At 60.1% G+C, this 16,185-nt stretch carries 15 protein-coding genes; 14 read left to right on the forward strand and 1 reads right to left on the reverse strand.

What is annotated here, in order from left to right; genetic code table 11:
• The first annotated feature begins 2 nt into the window (after positions 1-2).
• The 9 genes from ugpC (at position 3) to IPP88_10360 (ending at position 10,191) form a co-directional block, all read left to right on the forward strand.
• On the forward strand, positions 3-1,106 hold the full coding sequence (gene ugpC / locus IPP88_10320; protein MBL0123086.1) for a sn-glycerol-3-phosphate ABC transporter ATP-binding protein UgpC: 1,104 nt from the start codon (positions 3-5) through the stop codon (positions 1,104-1,106).
• A 17-nt stretch (positions 1,107-1,123) separates the two neighbouring features.
• Positions 1,124-2,380, forward strand: coding sequence for an ABC transporter substrate-binding protein (locus tag IPP88_10325; GenBank protein MBL0123087.1), 1,257 nt, complete (start codon positions 1,124-1,126; stop codon positions 2,378-2,380).
• 13 nt (positions 2,381-2,393) lie between these two features.
• Entirely contained in the window at positions 2,394-3,296 is a 903-nt protein-coding gene (locus IPP88_10330; protein MBL0123088.1) for a sugar ABC transporter permease, read from the forward strand.
• A complete protein-coding gene (locus tag IPP88_10335; GenBank protein MBL0123089.1) occupies positions 3,293-4,006 on the forward strand; it encodes a carbohydrate ABC transporter permease in 714 nt (237 codons plus the stop codon). Before IPP88_10330 ends, IPP88_10335 begins: the two co-directional genes overlap by 4 nt.
• 49 nt (positions 4,007-4,055) lie before the next feature.
• Positions 4,056-6,350, forward strand: coding sequence for a glycoside hydrolase family 31 protein (locus IPP88_10340; GenBank protein MBL0123090.1), 2,295 nt, complete (start codon positions 4,056-4,058; stop codon positions 6,348-6,350).
• Positions 6,343-7,260 (forward strand): aldose 1-epimerase, encoded by a 918-nt coding sequence (locus tag IPP88_10345; protein ID MBL0123091.1) that lies wholly within the window; start codon positions 6,343-6,345, stop codon positions 7,258-7,260. Before IPP88_10340 ends, IPP88_10345 begins: the two co-directional genes overlap by 8 nt.
• On the forward strand, positions 7,253-8,164 hold the full coding sequence (locus tag IPP88_10350) for an SMP-30/gluconolactonase/LRE family protein (GenBank protein MBL0123092.1): 912 nt from the start codon (positions 7,253-7,255) through the stop codon (positions 8,162-8,164). Before IPP88_10345 ends, IPP88_10350 begins: the two co-directional genes overlap by 8 nt.
• 240 nt (positions 8,165-8,404) lie before the next feature.
• Complete coding sequence (locus IPP88_10355; protein MBL0123093.1) at positions 8,405-9,190, forward strand: SDR family oxidoreductase; 786 nt, start codon at positions 8,405-8,407, stop codon at positions 9,188-9,190.
• 65 nt (positions 9,191-9,255) lie between these two features.
• Positions 9,256-10,191: a tripartite tricarboxylate transporter substrate binding protein gene (locus IPP88_10360; GenBank protein ID MBL0123094.1), complete on the forward strand. Its 936-nt coding sequence runs from the start codon at positions 9,256-9,258 to the stop codon at positions 10,189-10,191.
• Positions 10,192-10,431: 240 nt separating this feature from the next.
• Here the strand turns inward: IPP88_10360 and IPP88_10365 are convergent, their stop codons facing one another.
• The gene (locus tag IPP88_10365; protein ID MBL0123095.1) at positions 10,432-11,211 is read right to left on the reverse strand and encodes a GntR family transcriptional regulator; all 780 of its coding nucleotides are present in this window, start codon (positions 11,209-11,211) and stop codon (positions 10,432-10,434) included.
• 208 nt (positions 11,212-11,419) lie between these two features.
• On the opposite strand from IPP88_10365, the gene IPP88_10370 reads away from it, so the two are divergent.
• From IPP88_10370 to IPP88_10390, 5 genes are all read left to right on the forward strand, one after another.
• Positions 11,420-11,701, forward strand: coding sequence for a UxaA family hydrolase (locus IPP88_10370; GenBank protein MBL0123096.1), 282 nt, complete (start codon positions 11,420-11,422; stop codon positions 11,699-11,701).
• Between the two features lie 87 nt (positions 11,702-11,788).
• On the forward strand, positions 11,789-12,958 hold the full coding sequence (locus tag IPP88_10375) for a UxaA family hydrolase (GenBank protein ID MBL0123097.1): 1,170 nt from the start codon (positions 11,789-11,791) through the stop codon (positions 12,956-12,958).
• A gap of 198 nt (positions 12,959-13,156) precedes the next feature.
• On the forward strand, positions 13,157-14,089 hold the full coding sequence (locus IPP88_10380) for a hydroxyacid dehydrogenase (GenBank protein ID MBL0123098.1): 933 nt from the start codon (positions 13,157-13,159) through the stop codon (positions 14,087-14,089).
• Positions 14,090-14,120: 31 nt separating this feature from the next.
• Positions 14,121-15,128 carry an Ldh family oxidoreductase gene (locus IPP88_10385; GenBank protein ID MBL0123099.1) on the forward strand — a complete coding sequence of 336 codons (1,008 nt, stop codon included), beginning with the start codon at positions 14,121-14,123 and terminating at the stop codon, positions 15,126-15,128.
• Positions 15,129-15,290: 162 nt separating this feature from the next.
• Entirely contained in the window at positions 15,291-16,184 is an 894-nt protein-coding gene (locus IPP88_10390) for an AEC family transporter (GenBank protein MBL0123100.1), read from the forward strand.
• Position 16,185: the final 1 nt, after the last annotated feature.

The raw sequence follows: 16,185 nt of genomic DNA on the forward strand, positions 1-16,185 counted from the left end.
ATATGTCCGGCGTCAAATTCGAGCAAGTCACCAAGGTTTACGACAACGGCGTCAAGGTCGTGCAGGGCATCGACCTGGAAATTCACCGCGGTGAGTTTGTGGTCTTTGTCGGTCCGTCGGGTTGTGGCAAATCCACGCTGATGCGTATGGTCGCCGGGCTTGAGGCCATCAGCAGCGGCGCCATTTCGATTGAAGATCGCGTGGTGAATGATTTACCGCCGCGTGAACGCGACATCGCCATGGTGTTCCAGGATTACGCGCTGTATCCGCACAAGAACGTGTTCGACAATCTCGCCTTTGGCCTGAAACTGCGCAAGTTCCCCGCGGCCGACATCGACAGACGGGTGAAAGAGGCGGCGGCGATTCTGAAAATCGATCATTTGCTCGATCGCAAGCCCCGTGCGCTCTCCGGCGGGCAACGGCAACGCGTGGCGATGGGCCGTGCGATCGTGCGCCAGCCAAAGCTGTTTCTATTCGATGAACCGCTATCAAATCTGGATGCACTGTTGCGCTCGGAAATGCGGACCGAAATCAAGAAGCTGCACCAGCGCATCGGCGCGACCACCATTTATGTCACCCACGATCAGGTGGAGGCGATGACGCTCGCCCAGCGCATCGTGGTGCTGTCGGGCGGCAACATCATGCAGGTTGGCACCCCTGATGAAATTTATAACCAGCCGGTATCGAAGTTCGTGGCGGGCTTCACCGGTTCACCACCGATGAATTTCCTGACCGCTACCGTTGCGATCGATGAAGGCAAGGCTTGTGTCGCACTGGGGAACAGCGCGCAACGACTTGCGCTGCCGGTGCACGAGGATTACTACCGCACGCTCGCCGGACGCGCGGTCACCTTTGGCATTCGCCCGGAAGATATCGGCATCGAGCGGACGGGAAGCAACGATGTGCGACTGGATGCGAGGGTGGTAGTGATCGAGCCGCTTGGTGCGGAAACCCTGGTGACGCTGGCCTGCGAGGGCGGCGAATTAATTGGTCGCCTGCCTCCCAACCTGCCGTTTGCGCCCGACGAGCAGACCGGGGTGTGGGTCAACATGGACAAGTTTCATTTGTTCGATGCGGCGAGCGGCAGTGTGCTGCGGCCCTTCTAGCATCAGGCGATATCGATATGCGACGACTGGCATTCATTGCGCTGACGATAGCAGGATTCCTGAATCCTGCGCACGCACAGACACCACCGGTGCATCTCAAAGCCTACATCGGCGGCCAGCAGCGCCCGGACATCATGCGCGCACTGTTTGCGCAATACATGGCGGCCCACCCGGGCGTACAAATATCCCTGGAACCGGGGGGTGCCACCTCCGAGCTCAGCCAGAAATACCTGAACATGGTGCTGACCGCTAAAGATTCCACGCTCGATATTTTTCTCATCGACATCATCCGGCCGGCACAATTCGCCGCCGCCGGTTGGGCGGAACCGCTCGACCCCTATTTCGGCAACGAGCGCGAGGCCGTTCTGTCGCGCTACCTTCCCGCGTACCGCGAAGCCAATACGGTCAACAACCAGACGATTGCGCTGCCGGGCCTGGCCGATTCGCTGTTTCTTTACTACCGCAAGGACTTGCTGGCCAAATACAACGAACCACCGCCTGAAACGTGGCCGGAGTTGGCACGCGTGGCGAAGAAGATCCAGCGGGGAGAGGGCGATTCCAACTTGCAGGGCTTGAGTTTTCAGGGCAAGGCGATCGAAGGCGCGGTGTGCACTTTCCTGCTGCCCTACTGGAGCCTGGGTGGCGAAATCATTCGCGACGGCAAGACTGGATTTGAGCGCAGCAAGGCCGAAGCCGGACTGAACATGTGGCGCAACATGGTGAACGACGGCGTGGCCAAAAGGAACAGCGCAGAAGTCGGTACTGATGACACGCGCAAGGAATTCCAGGCGGGCAGGGTGATCTTCGGCGTGATCTGGGGGTATGCCTGGAATCACTTCCAGGGCGGTGCCGACAGCCGGGTCAAGGGCAAGGTCGGCGTGGTCAAGCTTCCCGCGATGCCGGGTGGCAAGGCGGTGTCGTGCATGGGCGGTTGGAACTGGTCGGTGTCGGCCTATTCGAAGAACAAGGCGGCGGCGGTGGCGCTGATACGCTGGATGTCGAGTCCGGAAGCGTCCAAGCAACTCGCGTTGAAGGGTTCATTCCATCCGGTGTTCCCCTCGGTCTACAGGGATCCGGAGGTGCTGGCAGCCGTGCCGTGGTTTGCCGATGCCCTGCCGGTAGTGGAGACCGCGCGGCCGCGACCGGTCACCCCTGTATATCGCGCTATCTCGGATGCGCTGCGCATCAACACCAATACGGTGATTGCCGGCGTCAAGACCCCGCAGCAGGCGCTCGACGAGATCGAGCAGCGCGTGGCGAGAGCCCTGAGATAGGGGCAGACCAGGCATGCACCAACGTCCCCAGCGCTCCTTGCGCGACCGAATACTGGACCCCAGCGAAACCGCGCTCGCGTGGGCGCTGCTCACGCCCGCCCTGCTGTTCATCGCCGTGATCGTCGCCTATCCGGTCAGCACGCTGATCATCAACAGTTTTTTCGATGTGCGCCTCGCGCGCGGATTGCCGGTGACCTTCATCGGCTTCGACAACTATGCGGCCGCGCTCGCCGACAGCATGTTCTGGCGCGCAGTCAGGAATACGCTGATCATCACGTTCATCACCGTGCCCGGCGCGCTGGTGGTGGGACTGGGTCTCGCCATGCTGGCCAACATGCCATTCCGTTTCCGCAGTCCGATCCGCCTCGCGCTGCTGCTGCCGTGGGCGCTGCCGCTGGCCTTCGTCGGCCTGATCTTCGCGTGGTTCTTCCACAGCGAATACGGCATCATCAACGACCTCATCCGCCGCTTCGGCGGCGAACCGCAGATCTGGTTCAATTCGCCGGGGCTCACCATGATGGCGATCTGCATGGCCACCATCTGGAAGACCTCGTCGTTCATGGCGCTCATCCTGCTGGCCGGATTGCAGACCATTCCGGCTTCGTTGTACGAGGCCGCCGAAGTCGATGGCGCATCGAAATGGACGCAGTTCCGGGAAATCACTCTGCCGTTGCTGGTGCCGTCGATGCTGGTGGCGCTGATCTTCCGCACCCTGACCGCGATCCAGTCTTTCGATATCCCATTCAGCATGCCAGGGCCGGGCGAGGAATCGCAGACGCTGGCGATGTACATCCAGCTCAATACCGTCGATTACCTCGATCTCGGCTACGGCTCCACGCTGGCGGTGTTCATGTTCATGCTGTCGATGGCGACGACCTGGGTGTATTTGCGTTATGTGCGGGGAGACAAAGATTGAGCGCGGGATTGAACAATTTCTTCACGGCCAAACGCCTGCGCTGGTTTGCCGCTGCCATCGTTCTCCTCAACGGCTTCTTCCCGGCGGTGTGGATCTTCTTCACGTCGCTCAAGGGCGAAATCGAGCTGACAGCCAAGCCGATCACCTATTGGCCGCAGAACCCGGTGCTAACCAATTACATCGCCGCGTTCCGCGATCAGCCGCTGCCGGGCTACCTGCTCAACAGCGCGATCGTTGCCATCCTGTCGATGCTGCTGTCGCTGTTCATCAGCGCGCTGGCGGCTTACGCCATCGCGCGCCTGAACCTGAAGCGCCGCAACCTGATCCTCACCGGCATCATCGCGGTATCGATGTTCCCGCTGGTGACGCTGATGGTGCCGTTGTTCGAGATCATGCGCGGGCTGAACCTGCTCAACAGTTATGTCGCGCTGGTGTTGCCCTATACCGTATTGAACTTGCCGATCTGCACGCTGGTGCTGGTGAGTTTCTTTCAGGACATTCCGCGCGATATCGAGAATGCGGCCATGATAGATGGCTGTACGCGCATGGGCGCGCTATGGCATGTTGTCATGCCGCTGGCGGCGCCGGGGGTGTTTACAGCGGGCATCCTTGCTTTCGTAAATTCGTGGGATGAGTTCCTGCTATCGATGTCGATGAACGCGGCGGAAAACTCTAGTATTGGCGCGGCGTTTGAGCCAACAACACGCTAGAAGCCTCGCCAGTGCTTGACTTTTAACGTTTTACGCGGGGAGCGGCAACTTGTCATTGGACATATTCCAGCAAAGCAGTTTTCAGCGCCTGAGCGAAGCGCGCTTTATCGACGCGTCCGCCACCGACGCGCGTTTCGACGCCGACGGTATCCCACTCACCATCTCCGCGCACGCAATCGATACCCTGCGAATTACCTTCGGGCAATCGCGGCTGCCGGATTACGCCTTGCTGCAGCAGCCTGCCGCCACCGGTCTATTGAGCGTCGTGCCGCAAGGCGAGGGCTGGCGCGTCACCAGTGGCGACGTCACACTCTTCATCGAAACCGCGCCGTTGCGATTTACGCTATCGAAGGCGGGGAAAACCGTAATCACCACAATCACCGACCAGCACTTTCGCGGCCGTACGAGAATACCGGCGGTCGGCCTGCAACAGAATGAAGGCCACCGCCGCTGGTGCGTCTCCTGGGCGCTGGCCAGTGACACCGCTGTCTACGGCTTCGGCGAAAAGTTCGGGCCACTCGACAAGCGTGGCCAACTGGTGCGCGGGCGCACCGAGGATGCGCTGGGTGTCAATACTGAACTTTCTTACAAGAACATTCCGTTTTGCTGGAGCCCGGATGGATGGGGGCTGCTGGCGCACACGCCGGGGATTGTCCGGCACGGCGTCGGTTACCCGCAGTGGTCGCATCGTACTTATGTGCTGGAAGTTGAAGACGATGCGCTCGACCTGTTTCTCTTCACCGGCGAACCGGCGACCATTGTCGACCGTTACACCGCGCTGACCGGTCGCGCGGCATTACCGCCGCTGTGGAGCTACGGCATGTGGCTGTCGCGCGCCTATTACAAGGTGCCGCAGGAGGCGATCGACACGGCCGCCGAATTGCGCCGCCGCGGTATTCCTTGCGACGTCATCACGCTCGATGGCCGCGCGGCATGGGATGTGCGCACGCGCTTTGCGTTCGAGTGGGACAAGAGCCGTTTTTACGGACCCGACATCGATCCGAAGAAAATTCTGACGACACTGCACGCGTTCAATCTCAAGGTGTGCGTCTGGGAATATCCGTGCGTGTCGATTCACAGTCCGCTATTTGCCGAGCTCGAGACCAAAGGATGGCTGCTTAAAAAGCGCGACGCCGGGAGCAAGGCCTATGTGTTCGACTGGGTGAAAGACCCCACTGACGACCCGTTTGGCAAAGTGCTCACCCCGCTGCCGCCTTCGGGCTTGCTCGACTTCACGCATCCGGAAGCGGCGAAATTCTGGGCCGACAGCCACAACAAATTGTTCGATGACGGTATCGACGTGATCAAGACCGATTTCGGCGAGCAGGTCGAGGACGACATGGTCGCGCACAACGGCGATACCGGCCGGCGTCTGCACAATGTCTACCCGCTGCTCTACAACCAGTGCGTGTTTGACGCCACCCAACGATACAACGATACGCATGGCCGCGGGCAGGCCATGGTATGGGGCCGCGATGGTTTTATCGGCAGTCAACGCTTTCCCATGCAATGGGGCGGTGATCCGCAGACCGATTGGGAAGGTATGGCCGCGAGCATCCGCGGCGCGCTCGGCTACGGCATGAGCGGCGTGCCGTACTACGCGACCGACGTCGGCGGCTTCTACGGTGCCCAGCAACCGGATACCGAACTCTATCTGCGCTGGACCGCCAATGGTATTTTCTGTTCGCACTTTCGTTATCACGGCATCGGCGAGCGCGAACCGTGGGCACTGGGTGCGGAGACGGAAGTCATTGCCAAGAAACTTCTGGCATTTCGCTATCGGCTGATTCCCTACATGCTGGGCGCCTCCGAGCAGGCCGCACGCACGGGATTGCCGTTAATGCGCGCCATGCCGCTGGCGTTTCCGCACGATCGGCTTGCGCGATCATTTGAAGGCCAATACCTGTTCGGCGATGCGTTGCTGGTGGCGCCGATCATCCGTCCTGGCGGCACGGTGGAAGTGTATTTCCCGGCGGGCGAGGTGTGGCGCGACCTTGATACCGGCGAGCGTATTGAAGGTGGTCAGGTGCGCGTGGTACAAAGGGCGCTGGATCAATTGCCGGCTTGGGGCCGTGAGGGTCATGTGTTGTGTCTGGGACGTGCGGTCATGCATACCGGGGAGATCGATTTGGCCGCACCGGTCGATGAGGTCTGGCTGTTCGGCGAACCCCATGCGCAGCCGTGTGTGATGAATCAGTGCGTGACGCTGCACCGGGAAAACGGCGTCGCGCGCATTGCCGGCTCGAACGTCCGGGCGGCACACTGTCGCCCGTCGGCCGGCTTTCGGGCGATAGACGATTCGGGTCGAGTTCTTATCGGGCGGGTGGGAGGGCAGGATGGCTGAGGCAAACTTGATCGTGCCACTACAGAGCGGCGAAAGTCAGGTAATGCTCTGTCCGAAAATCGGTGCATCGATTGCGCGTTTCACCTGGAAAGGGCATGACATCCTGCGCCGCGCGCCCGATGCCGCGATCAACGAGCGCCTGGTGCGCCAGATGGGCGTTTATCCGCTGGTGCCGTATTCGAACCGCGTCGGGCAGGCAAAACTGATTGTTGGCGATCAAACCTTTGCACTGCGTCCCAATTTCATGCAAGAGCCGCACGCGATCCATGGTTTCGGCTGGCAACGCGCGTGGCAGGTGGTGAAACGTGCAGCCGATTCGGCGGAGCTTCACCTCAGACACAGTCCAGACGACGACTGGCCGTTTGCATGCGAGGCCACGCAAGGGGTCAGCCTCACGGCGAATGCATTGAAACTTGGATTGACGGTGAAAAACAATGACAAACGCCCGATGCCGGCCGGCCTCGGCTTTCATCCATATTTTCCGTTGACACCCGATACGCATTTGCAAGCTGACTGGAAAGGCCTGTGGAAAATGGGCGCCGATTCGCTGCCGACCGAACCGGGTCCGGTGCCGACGGAGGCGGACTTTAGCCAGTTGCGGCCTGTGGCGGGCTGGAAGGTCGATCACTGCTTCACCGGTTGGGGCCGTCGCGCGGTACTCGACTATCCGACTCATCGCATGCAACTCGATGCGACGGAAGCATGCCGGCAAATTGTCGTGTTCGCGCCCAATGATGGCCGCAACTTCATCGCGCTGGAACCTGTCACGCACATCAACAACGCGTTTGCGCTGGCCGCGAAGGGTGTCACCGATACTGGAATGCGCATGCTTGGCCCGGGCGAATCGTTCAACATTTCGATGTCGATAACCTTGAGCGGGCGCGCGGCAACGCCAAAACCCCATGCTTGAAATCCGCGATGTGCGGCTGGTGCTCGATGCGCGCGCCGCGCTGGCGGAGTGCCCTCTGTGGAGTACGGCTGAACAGAAGCTGTATTGGGTCGATATTTCCGGCTGCGCGATCAATCGTTTCGATCCCGCGGCCGGCAAGAACCAGCGCTGGCCGATGCCCTGCGAGCCGGGCTGCATTGCGCTCGCGGCCGGCGGTGGATTGGTGGCGGCATTGCGCGATGGCTTCTACCGGTTCTATCCCGTCGATGGCGGTCTGGAAAAGGTGGCGGACGCACCTTATGACACGAGCCAGTTTCGCTTCAACGATGGTCGCTGCGATGCGGCGGGGCGTTTCTGGGCAGGCGCCATGTTTGAGCCGCGCACGGCGGAGTCGGCCGCGGTTTATTGCCTTGAGCGCGGCAAGGTGCGAATGGGTTGGGGGCCGGAAACGGGATTGGGTGTGAAGGTCAGCAACGGCCTGGCGTTCACGGCGGACGGTCGCCACGTGTTCCAGTCGGACACGCCGAATCACGTCATCTACCAATTTCCATTCGACGTACAGAACGCGGCGATCGGTGCGCGTCGTGAGTTTGCCCGCCGACCGGATAATCGTGCCGATGCCGGATACAGTGGGCGGCCGGACGGTGCGGCGATCGATATCGTCGGCAACTACTGGAGCGCGCAGTACGAAGGCCGTTGTGTCCTGCGCTACTCGCCGCAGGGGGAGGTTACCGGTGTCATTCATGTTCCGGCGAAGCGCGTCACGATGGTGGCTTTCGGTGGGCCCAATTTGCGTACGCTTTACATCACCACCGCGCGCGAAGGTGCGACGGAAGCCGAATTGCAGTCGGACCCGCACGCGGGTGGAATCTTTGCCTGTGAACTTGATACCGCCGGTCGCGCCGAGCCCCTGTATGTTGACTAGGCTATGCGACAACAGCAATCCGCAGGGGATGCGAGCAGAATTGGCAACTTGTATTTGCAACAAGGATTCGTCGTCCCAGCGGAGGCGGAGACGACGGTATTTTGGGCGATTCGTCAGACGAAGATCGCCATCTGGCGCGGCGTTCCGACCACAAATGTCTGAAGAAGCGCGCAGAATGGCGATCTGCGAGTCCTGAACTGGGCCCGTGTTACCAACTCGGCCATAACGAAAGCAACGGCAATGACTGCCATGACAACTTATCCCAGTCTCGATAACCGTGTCGTGTTCGTATCCGGCGGTGGCTCGGGCATCGGCGCGTCGCTGGTCGAACATTTCGCGCGGCAGGGTGCGCGCGTGGCGTTTTGCGATATCGACACCGCTGCGAGCGAAGCGTTGGTCGCGCGGCTTGCGCAGTCATGCAGGCATGCCCCGTGCTACGGCACCTGCGATGTCCGCGACACCCGCACGTATCAGGCGCATCTTGCGCAAGTCGAGACCGATCTGGGCGCCATCCGCGTGCTGGTCAACAACGCCGGCAACGATGCGCGGCACACGCTCGCGGAACTCACCCCCGAGTACTGGGACAACTGTCTCGCGCTGAACCTGAAACATCACGTATTTGCGATCCAGCAGGTGGCGCCTGGCATGGCGGCGGCCGGCGGCGGTTCGATCATTAACCTGGGCTCGATCGCGTGGATGCGCGGCCGCGCCAACCTGGTCGGCTACACGACGGCAAAGGCGGGCATCTCGGGGCTCTCGCGCACGCTGGCAAGAGAGCTGGGTGAAAGCAATATTCGCGTGAACGCGCTGGTGCCTGGTGCAATCGTCACCGAACGGCAGGAGGCGCTTTGGCGCAACCCCGACGAGGACAGGAAATTTATCGAGCTTCAGTGCCTCAAGTTTCGTCTCGAACCGTCGCACGTGGCGCGCACCGCACTGTTTCTCGGTGCCGACGATTCGAATGGCATCACCGGCCAGAACATCATTGTCGATGCCGGGTTGGCGCAGGCTTCGGTGGCAGGCTAGCGCGACGCCACGTTGGCCGCGACAAATCAAACACATGTTGTGATCCACTTAATGGGGAGGCTGAATTGAAGAAACTACTCGCGCTGATTGCGGCACTTTTCACGGCGGCTGCTTTCGCGCAGCCATTCCCGGCGAAGGCCATCACGGTGATCGTGCCCTTCGGCCCGGGCGGCACCACGGACCTGATGGCACGGCTGCTGCAAGTCGAGTTTGAGAAGGCACTCGGTACGCCGCTCATCATCGCCAACAAGGCCGGCGCAGGTGGCGCCATTGCGATGGCCGAGGTCGCGCGCGCCGGTGCCGATGGCTATACGATTGCGATGACCACCATCGGCCCACAAGTGTTGCAACCGACGCTGAAAAAACTCAGCTACCAGGCAGACAGTTTCGATTACATTTGCGGCACCTATGACGTTCCGCTGATGTTGATGGTCACCCAGGATTCACCGTTCAAATCACTCGCCGACGTGATTACGTACGCGAAACAGAATCCCGGCAAACTCAACTATGGCTCTTCGGGACAGGGGACCGCGCTACATATCACGATGGCCGCGCTGCTCAAGAAGGCCGGTGTAGACGGATTGCACGTGCCCTACAAGAGTTCCGGCGAAATGGCGACGGGCTTGCTCGGCAAGCACGTGATGATGTTTGCGGAAACGCCAGCCGTCGCGACCCAATACCAATTGCGCCCACTCGTATTATTCGCAGACAAGCGCCTCGATTCGCATTCTGCCGTGCCGACCGCATTGGAGAGTGGCTTTGATTTGCGCGGAACGGTTTGGGGCGGGTTGGTTGCACCGAAAGGATTACCTGTTGACACGCGCAACAGGCTCGTCGCGGCATGCGCCAAAGCAACGACAAGCGAAGGCTACAAAACCGGCGCGGCGCGACTCAATAGTCCACTGGTCTACCGCGATGCGTCGGCGTTTGCCGCATTTGCGGCGAGCGAGGCTAAGGCATACGCCGTGGCGGTTCGCGAGTTTGGGCTGGAAGAGAAGTAAACGCAGCGGGCATCGCAAAGGCGCCCATCGGAAACGTCGGGCTCGATTTATGAGAATTCCTGTAAGCGATGCTCCGAGAAGTCTATGGGCATTTCATCCATGCCATACCGGCCCTTTGCAGCACCTTCCCCGTGACGAGCGACTGCAACGCGTACAGACATAGGTATTTCGCCGCAATATAGCAATCCGGACCACTCAATTGTCGTCTCCAGCTATCGCAACAATTGAACCGCCATCAGGCTAACCGTTTCCACTTTTTGCAAGATCGCTGAAGTATTCGTAATGCTCGGTGTTGACGAGCGAGCGGCGAAACTCAACCGGAACGTCATTGAACGTCAACGCCACGCGCCGGATCTCCAGCAAGGGCGCACGGACCTTGATTTCAAGCACGCCAGCGCTTTCGGCATCCGCAAGGCGTGCGCGCAGCCGTTCTGCCGAGCGCACCACCGTAATGCCGTACTCGCTTTGGTAGAGGTGATAGATCGTGTTCGGGCGGCCCTTGAACCTGGCGGCGGTGAGCTTTGGAAACAGTGCTTGTGGAATCACGATGGTATCGAAGATGATCGGTGCGCCAGCAAGCCTGAGTACATTTCGCACGCGGAAGACTTTTGATCCGGCCTTGATGCCGAGATGCCCGGCCTCTTCAACGTCGGCGAGACCGCTGGCGAATGACAGCATCACGACTTCAGGCGTGAGCTTGCTGCCGTCATTGCGGACAATGTGAAAAAAATGAAACATCAGTCGAGCGCGATTGTGGGCAGCGACAAAGGTACCGCGGCCCTGCTGGCGGATCAGGATGTTTTCACTGACCAGCTCGTCGACGGCTTTGCGGACCGTGCCGATGGCCACCTTGAAACGCTCTGAGAGTTTCCACTCGGCGGGAATAGCGCTGCCGGGCTTCCACTCGCCGGCGCTGATGGTTTCGGTCAACAGTCGTTTGACTTCCTTGTAGAGCGGTGTATCCAGCGCGGCACCCGCGATGAGTTTGTGGTGCCGCGAAGGATCTTCCCATCTGCGCATGCGACGTGTTCCTGGAAATTAATGGTTACCATCATAGCGAACGGCGCACTGTGCTACAACTCATATAGATGACCTATTTGACTTTGTCTGCGGCAGTGAATAATATTCAGCTTCGGCGTTGTAACATTGAATAGTCGCGAAGTTGCCGCTTAGTCTTGATTGAACGGTTCCGGCGCCGCCGATGACGATGACCTGGAGAGGATTGACGATGATTCACTTTGTACTGCACGAAGCAAAAGACACCGTGGCGGTTGCCGTGGTGGAAGGTATCAAGGCGGGTACTGACCTGACCGCCTGGATCATGGACGATGACAAGCAGATTCCGATCAAGGCGCTGCAGGATATCCCGATCGGCCACAAGATCGCCCTGAAAGACATGGCCGTGGGCGACACGATTTTCAAATATGGCACGGACATCGGCCGCGTGGTAGCGCCCATCAAGGCCGGCGAGCACGCGCATGTGCACAACATCAAGACAAAACGCTGGTAGCACGCGCGACAAAACTGAGCGCTCGCCAGCCGGCGCGACATTTCCGGCCGCCATCAGTTTCCCGACAAATTCATTCAGGACAACATCATGATTTCCAAGAACACCACTTTCTGGGGCTACCGCCGTGAGAACGGTCGCGTTGGCGTGCGTAACCACGTCATCATTCTGCCGGTCGACGATCTTTCCAATGCCGCCGCCGAAGCCGTCGCGCACAATATCAAGGGTGTGATGGCGCTGCCTCACCCGTATGGCCGGCTGCAGTTTGGCGCTGACCTGGATTTGCACTTCCGTACGCTGATTGGGACGGGATGCAATCCCAACGTTGCCGCGGTCGTCGTGATCGGCATCGAGGATGGCTGGACACAGAAGGTCGTCGACGGCATTGCCAAATCGGGCAAGCCTGTGCTGGGCTTCGGCATTGAGCAACACGGCGACCATGACACCATCATGCGCGCCTCGAAAGCGGCACGCGAACTTCTGCAGGCTGCGTCGGAAAAGCAGCGTGAGCAATGCCCAATTCATGAACTATGGGTCTCCACCAAATGTGGCGAATCCGATACCACTTCCGGCTGCGGCGCAAATCCGACGGTGGGAAACGCGTTCGACAAGCTTTATGAAGTCGGCAGCACGCTGGTATTCGGCGAGACCACCGAGATCACCGGCGGCGAACAGGTGGTCGTCAAGCGTTGCCGCACACCCAAAGTGGCGGAAGATTTCATGGCCATGTTCAATCGCTATCAGGACGTGGTCAATCGCCACAAAACCAGCGACCTGTCGGATTCACAGCCAACGAAAGGCAACATCCTTGGCGGTCTGACCACCATTGAGGAAAAGGCAATGGGCAATATCCAGAAGATCGGCAAGAAATGCCTGGTCGATGGCGTGATCGATAAAGCGGAAGTGCCGACAGGCCCGGGTTTGTGGTTCATGGATTCCTCTTCCGCGGCGGCGGAGATGGTGACGCTTTGTGCGGCCTCGGGATTCGCCGTGCATTTCTTTCCCACCGGGCAGGGAAACGTCATCGGCAACGCGATCCTGCCGGTCATCAAGATCTGCGCGAACCCGCGCACCGTACGTACCATGAGTGAGCATATTGACGTCGATTCCTGCGCGCTGCTGCAGCGGGACATGGTGCTTGATCAGGCCGGTGATAAGTTGCTCGACATGATGTTGCGTACAGCCAATGGGCGGCTCACGGCGGCCGAAGCACTGGGGCATCGCGAGTTTGTGCTGACGCGGCTTTATGAGAGTGCGTAGGAGCCGATCGCGCAGAAAATTGCAGGCGGGCTAACTTGCGCAGGTGGGGGAACACGCGTTTCGGGGGGGGGCGGGGGGGGGGGGCGGGGGGAGAAAAGGGGGAGAGGGGGGGAAAGAGAGGAGGGGGGAACTCCCACCAGAGTTCAATTTTTCATCCACTCGCGGCCGCCAGCCGCACTCTTGCCAACAAGCGCGACAATGAAAATACTAATTAGCGAATTCATGGATGAGGCCGCGGTTGCCTCGCTTCAGGGCGGCTTTGATACGAGCTACGATGCTACGCTGGTCGATCGCCGCGAAGAGTTGCTTGGCAAGCTCAAGGACGTCGATGCGCTTATCGTTCGAAATCGCACGCAGGTAAACGGGGAGATTCTCGCGGCGGCGCCAAAGCTCAAGGTCGTTGGCCGTCTCGGTGTCGGACTCGATAACATCGATCTGCCGGCATGTAGGGCACGTAACGTGGAAGTGATTCCCGCAACTGGCGCAAATGCACTGGCGGTCGCGGAATATGTGATCGGCACCGCGATGATGTTGTTACGTGGGGTCTATTTTTCCACGGCCGCGGTTGCGGCCGGGCAATGGCCGCGAGGCCCGCTTTCCAATGGTCGGGAAATAGGCGGCAAGACGCTGGGCATCATCGGCTTTGGAGGTATCGGGCAACTAACGGCGCAACTCGCACAGGGCTTGGGCATGCGCGTCGTGGCCACCGATCCGATGATCAGTGCCGCGTCGCCCATATGGAAAGAAACGTGCGTCACCTGTCTTACGCTTGATCAATTGCTCGCGGAATGCGATGTGGTTTCATTGCATGTTCCATTGGTTCCCGAAACCCGTAACCTGATCAATGCGGCACGCCTTGCAATGATGAAAGCCGATGCAGTGCTGATCAATTCCGCGCGAGGTAGCATCATCGACGAAGCGGCGCTGGCCGCCGCGCTGAAGTCAAAACAACTGGGCGGCGCGGCGCTGGACGTATATGACGCCGAACCGTTGAAGGCAGGCTCGCCGCTGGCGGAATGCCCCAATCTCATCCTGACCCCGCATGTCGCCGGCGTAACGACGGAATCCAACACCCGCGTGAGCGGAATGATTGCCGAGCGCGTCGCCGCATTCCTCGCATCGGCCCGGTAGTGCGTTTCTAATATTTTCGACGAAGGCTTCCATGGCCAAACACAGCCTTGAACATCTCGCCACGCTGGCGACCCGTGCGCTGACGCAAGCGGGCGCCTCGCGCCCCATGGCTGAGGCCACCGTCCGTGCGCTTCTGTACGCTGACGCGCGTGGACTGCCATCGCACGGCCTGTCGCGTGTGTTGCAATACACCGCGCACCTTCGCAATGGTCGCGCCAACGGCGCCGCCGTGGCGAAAGTCGTCAATGGGAAGGCGGCAGCATGTCTGGTTGATGCGGAAGAAGGTCTCGCCTTTCCAGCTTGCGAGCTGGCGATCACCGAAGCGATCACCCGTGCAAAGGCAGCAGGCGCATGCTTCGTCGGTGTGACCAACAGCCATCACTTTGGTGCGGCTGCCTGTCACGTCGAAGCGGTGGCCGCTGCCGGAATGGTCGGACTTGCCTTTGGCAACTCGCCAAGCGCCATGCCCGCATGGGGAGGCAAGCGCGGCATTTTTGGCACAAACCCGATCGCTGCTGCCTTTCCGCGTCAACACGAGGCACCGCTAATAATTGATCTGTCCTTGTCGGAGGTGGCGCGCGGCAAGCTGATGATCGCCGCCAAGAAAGGCGAATCGATTCCGCTCGGCTGGGCGCTCGACAAGGACGGAAAGCCAACCACCGATCCCAAGGCAGGGATGGAGGGCACGATGATGCCCGCCGGCGGCGTGAAGGGCGCGATGCTGGCCATGATCGTTGAACTGCTGTGCTGCGCGCTGACCGGCGCGGCATTTGGCTTCGAAGCCGATTCATTTTTTGTCGATGCGGGCAATCGACCACGTATCGGCCAGGCATTTCTGGCCATTGACCCGGATGCCCTGGCCGGACGTTCGACGTTTTACGCCCGTATGGAGACCCTCATTGCGGCGATGCTTGCTGAAGAAGGTGTCCGCCTGCCCGGGTATCGGCGTGCTGCTATTGCCCACGATGTTCAGCGCGACGGAGTTGAAATACCCGCAGCCTTGCTGGCGGATCTGGAACGGCTTGCCGGCACGATATAGATTCCGGCAACGTCGGTTTCAGCATCGCTGCGCATATCCTTTGTACCCATTTGCAAACTGGTCGCCGGCATGGCAGCAGGTGTATGTAAGCTGATCTGCCCCGGATGAGCGCTGCCATAAACCCATTCCGGTTTTCATGATGAAAGCCCCTAAAATACGCCGATGTCCATCGCACTCCTGCTGATCCCCGACTTCGCGCTGATCCTGTTCGGCTTCCTGCTTAACCGTATCACCGATTGGGGCCGTGATTTCTGGAGTGGCCTGGAAAAGCTGATCTATTACGTGTTGTTTCCGGCGCTGCTGTTCAACTCTATCGCCCGCACGCACATCGATTTCAACACCGCCACGCCGGCGCTGGAGACTGCGGCCATCACGGTGCTGGCAGGCATGGCGCTCGCCTGGCTGGCGCGTTATCTGTTCAAGCCGAGTGAAAAGGTATTTGCGTCAACGTTTCAGACCGCGTTCCGCTTCAATTCCTATGTCGGCCTCGCCATCGCCGGCCGCCTGCATGGCGAGGCCGGCATCGCCGCATTCGGCATCATCATCGGGCTGGTGGTGCCGATGTGCAATATCGCCTCCGTGTGGGCGCTGGCGAAGCATTCCGAAACGCACGTGCTCAAAGAACTCGCGCAGAATCCGCTGATCCTGGCGACCGTCAGCGGCGTCCTGTATTCACTCTCCGGCCTGCCGCTGCCGGAGTTGCTGCACATGCTGATCTCACGCATGGGCGCGGCCTCGCTCGCCTGCGGGCTGTTGTGCGTGGGCGCGGCGCTGACCATTTCCAATGCCCACCATCATGCGGGCCTGATCGGCTATTTCACCGCCGTGAAATTGCTGGCGATGCCACTGGTGGCAATTGTCGCGGCGCGCATGCTCGGCGTGTCTGGCGTATTCTTCGAGATGGTGGTACTGCTAGCCGCTTCACCCACGGCGACATCAGCGTATGTGCTGGCGGTGCGGATGGGGGGCGATGGCCCACTGGTGGCGCGCAGCGTGACGGTGAGTACGTTGTTCGGCATGATTGCGTTGCCGGTATGGTTGAATATCGCACGGTGAC

This window comes from Betaproteobacteria bacterium (assembly GCA_016720925.1).
In the GTDB taxonomy this organism is placed as follows: Bacteria; Pseudomonadota; Gammaproteobacteria; order Burkholderiales; family Usitatibacteraceae; genus UKL13-2.

Excerpts from the sequence above, each read along its gene's own strand:
- ugpC (MBL0123086.1), top strand. The coding sequence starts at position 3 with ATGTCCGGCGTCAAATTCGAGCAAGTCACCAAGGTTTACGACAACGGC.
- IPP88_10325 (MBL0123087.1), top strand. The coding sequence starts at position 1,124 with ATGCGACGACTGGCATTCATTGCGCTGACGATAGCAGGATTCCTGAAT.
- IPP88_10330 (MBL0123088.1), top strand. The coding sequence starts at position 2,394 with ATGCACCAACGTCCCCAGCGCTCCTTGCGCGACCGAATACTGGACCCC.
- IPP88_10345 (MBL0123091.1), top strand. The coding sequence starts at position 6,343 with ATGGCTGAGGCAAACTTGATCGTGCCACTACAGAGCGGCGAAAGTCAG.
- IPP88_10350 (MBL0123092.1), top strand. The coding sequence starts at position 7,253 with ATGCTTGAAATCCGCGATGTGCGGCTGGTGCTCGATGCGCGCGCCGCG.
- IPP88_10355 (MBL0123093.1), top strand. The coding sequence starts at position 8,405 with ATGACTGCCATGACAACTTATCCCAGTCTCGATAACCGTGTCGTGTTC.
- IPP88_10365 (MBL0123095.1), bottom strand. The coding sequence starts at position 11,211 with ATGCGCAGATGGGAAGATCCTTCGCGGCACCACAAACTCATCGCGGGT.
- IPP88_10370 (MBL0123096.1), top strand. The coding sequence starts at position 11,420 with ATGATTCACTTTGTACTGCACGAAGCAAAAGACACCGTGGCGGTTGCC.
- IPP88_10375 (MBL0123097.1), top strand. The coding sequence starts at position 11,789 with ATGATTTCCAAGAACACCACTTTCTGGGGCTACCGCCGTGAGAACGGT.
- IPP88_10380 (MBL0123098.1), top strand. The coding sequence starts at position 13,157 with ATGAAAATACTAATTAGCGAATTCATGGATGAGGCCGCGGTTGCCTCG.
- IPP88_10385 (MBL0123099.1), top strand. The coding sequence starts at position 14,121 with ATGGCCAAACACAGCCTTGAACATCTCGCCACGCTGGCGACCCGTGCG.
- IPP88_10390 (MBL0123100.1), top strand. The coding sequence starts at position 15,291 with ATGTCCATCGCACTCCTGCTGATCCCCGACTTCGCGCTGATCCTGTTC.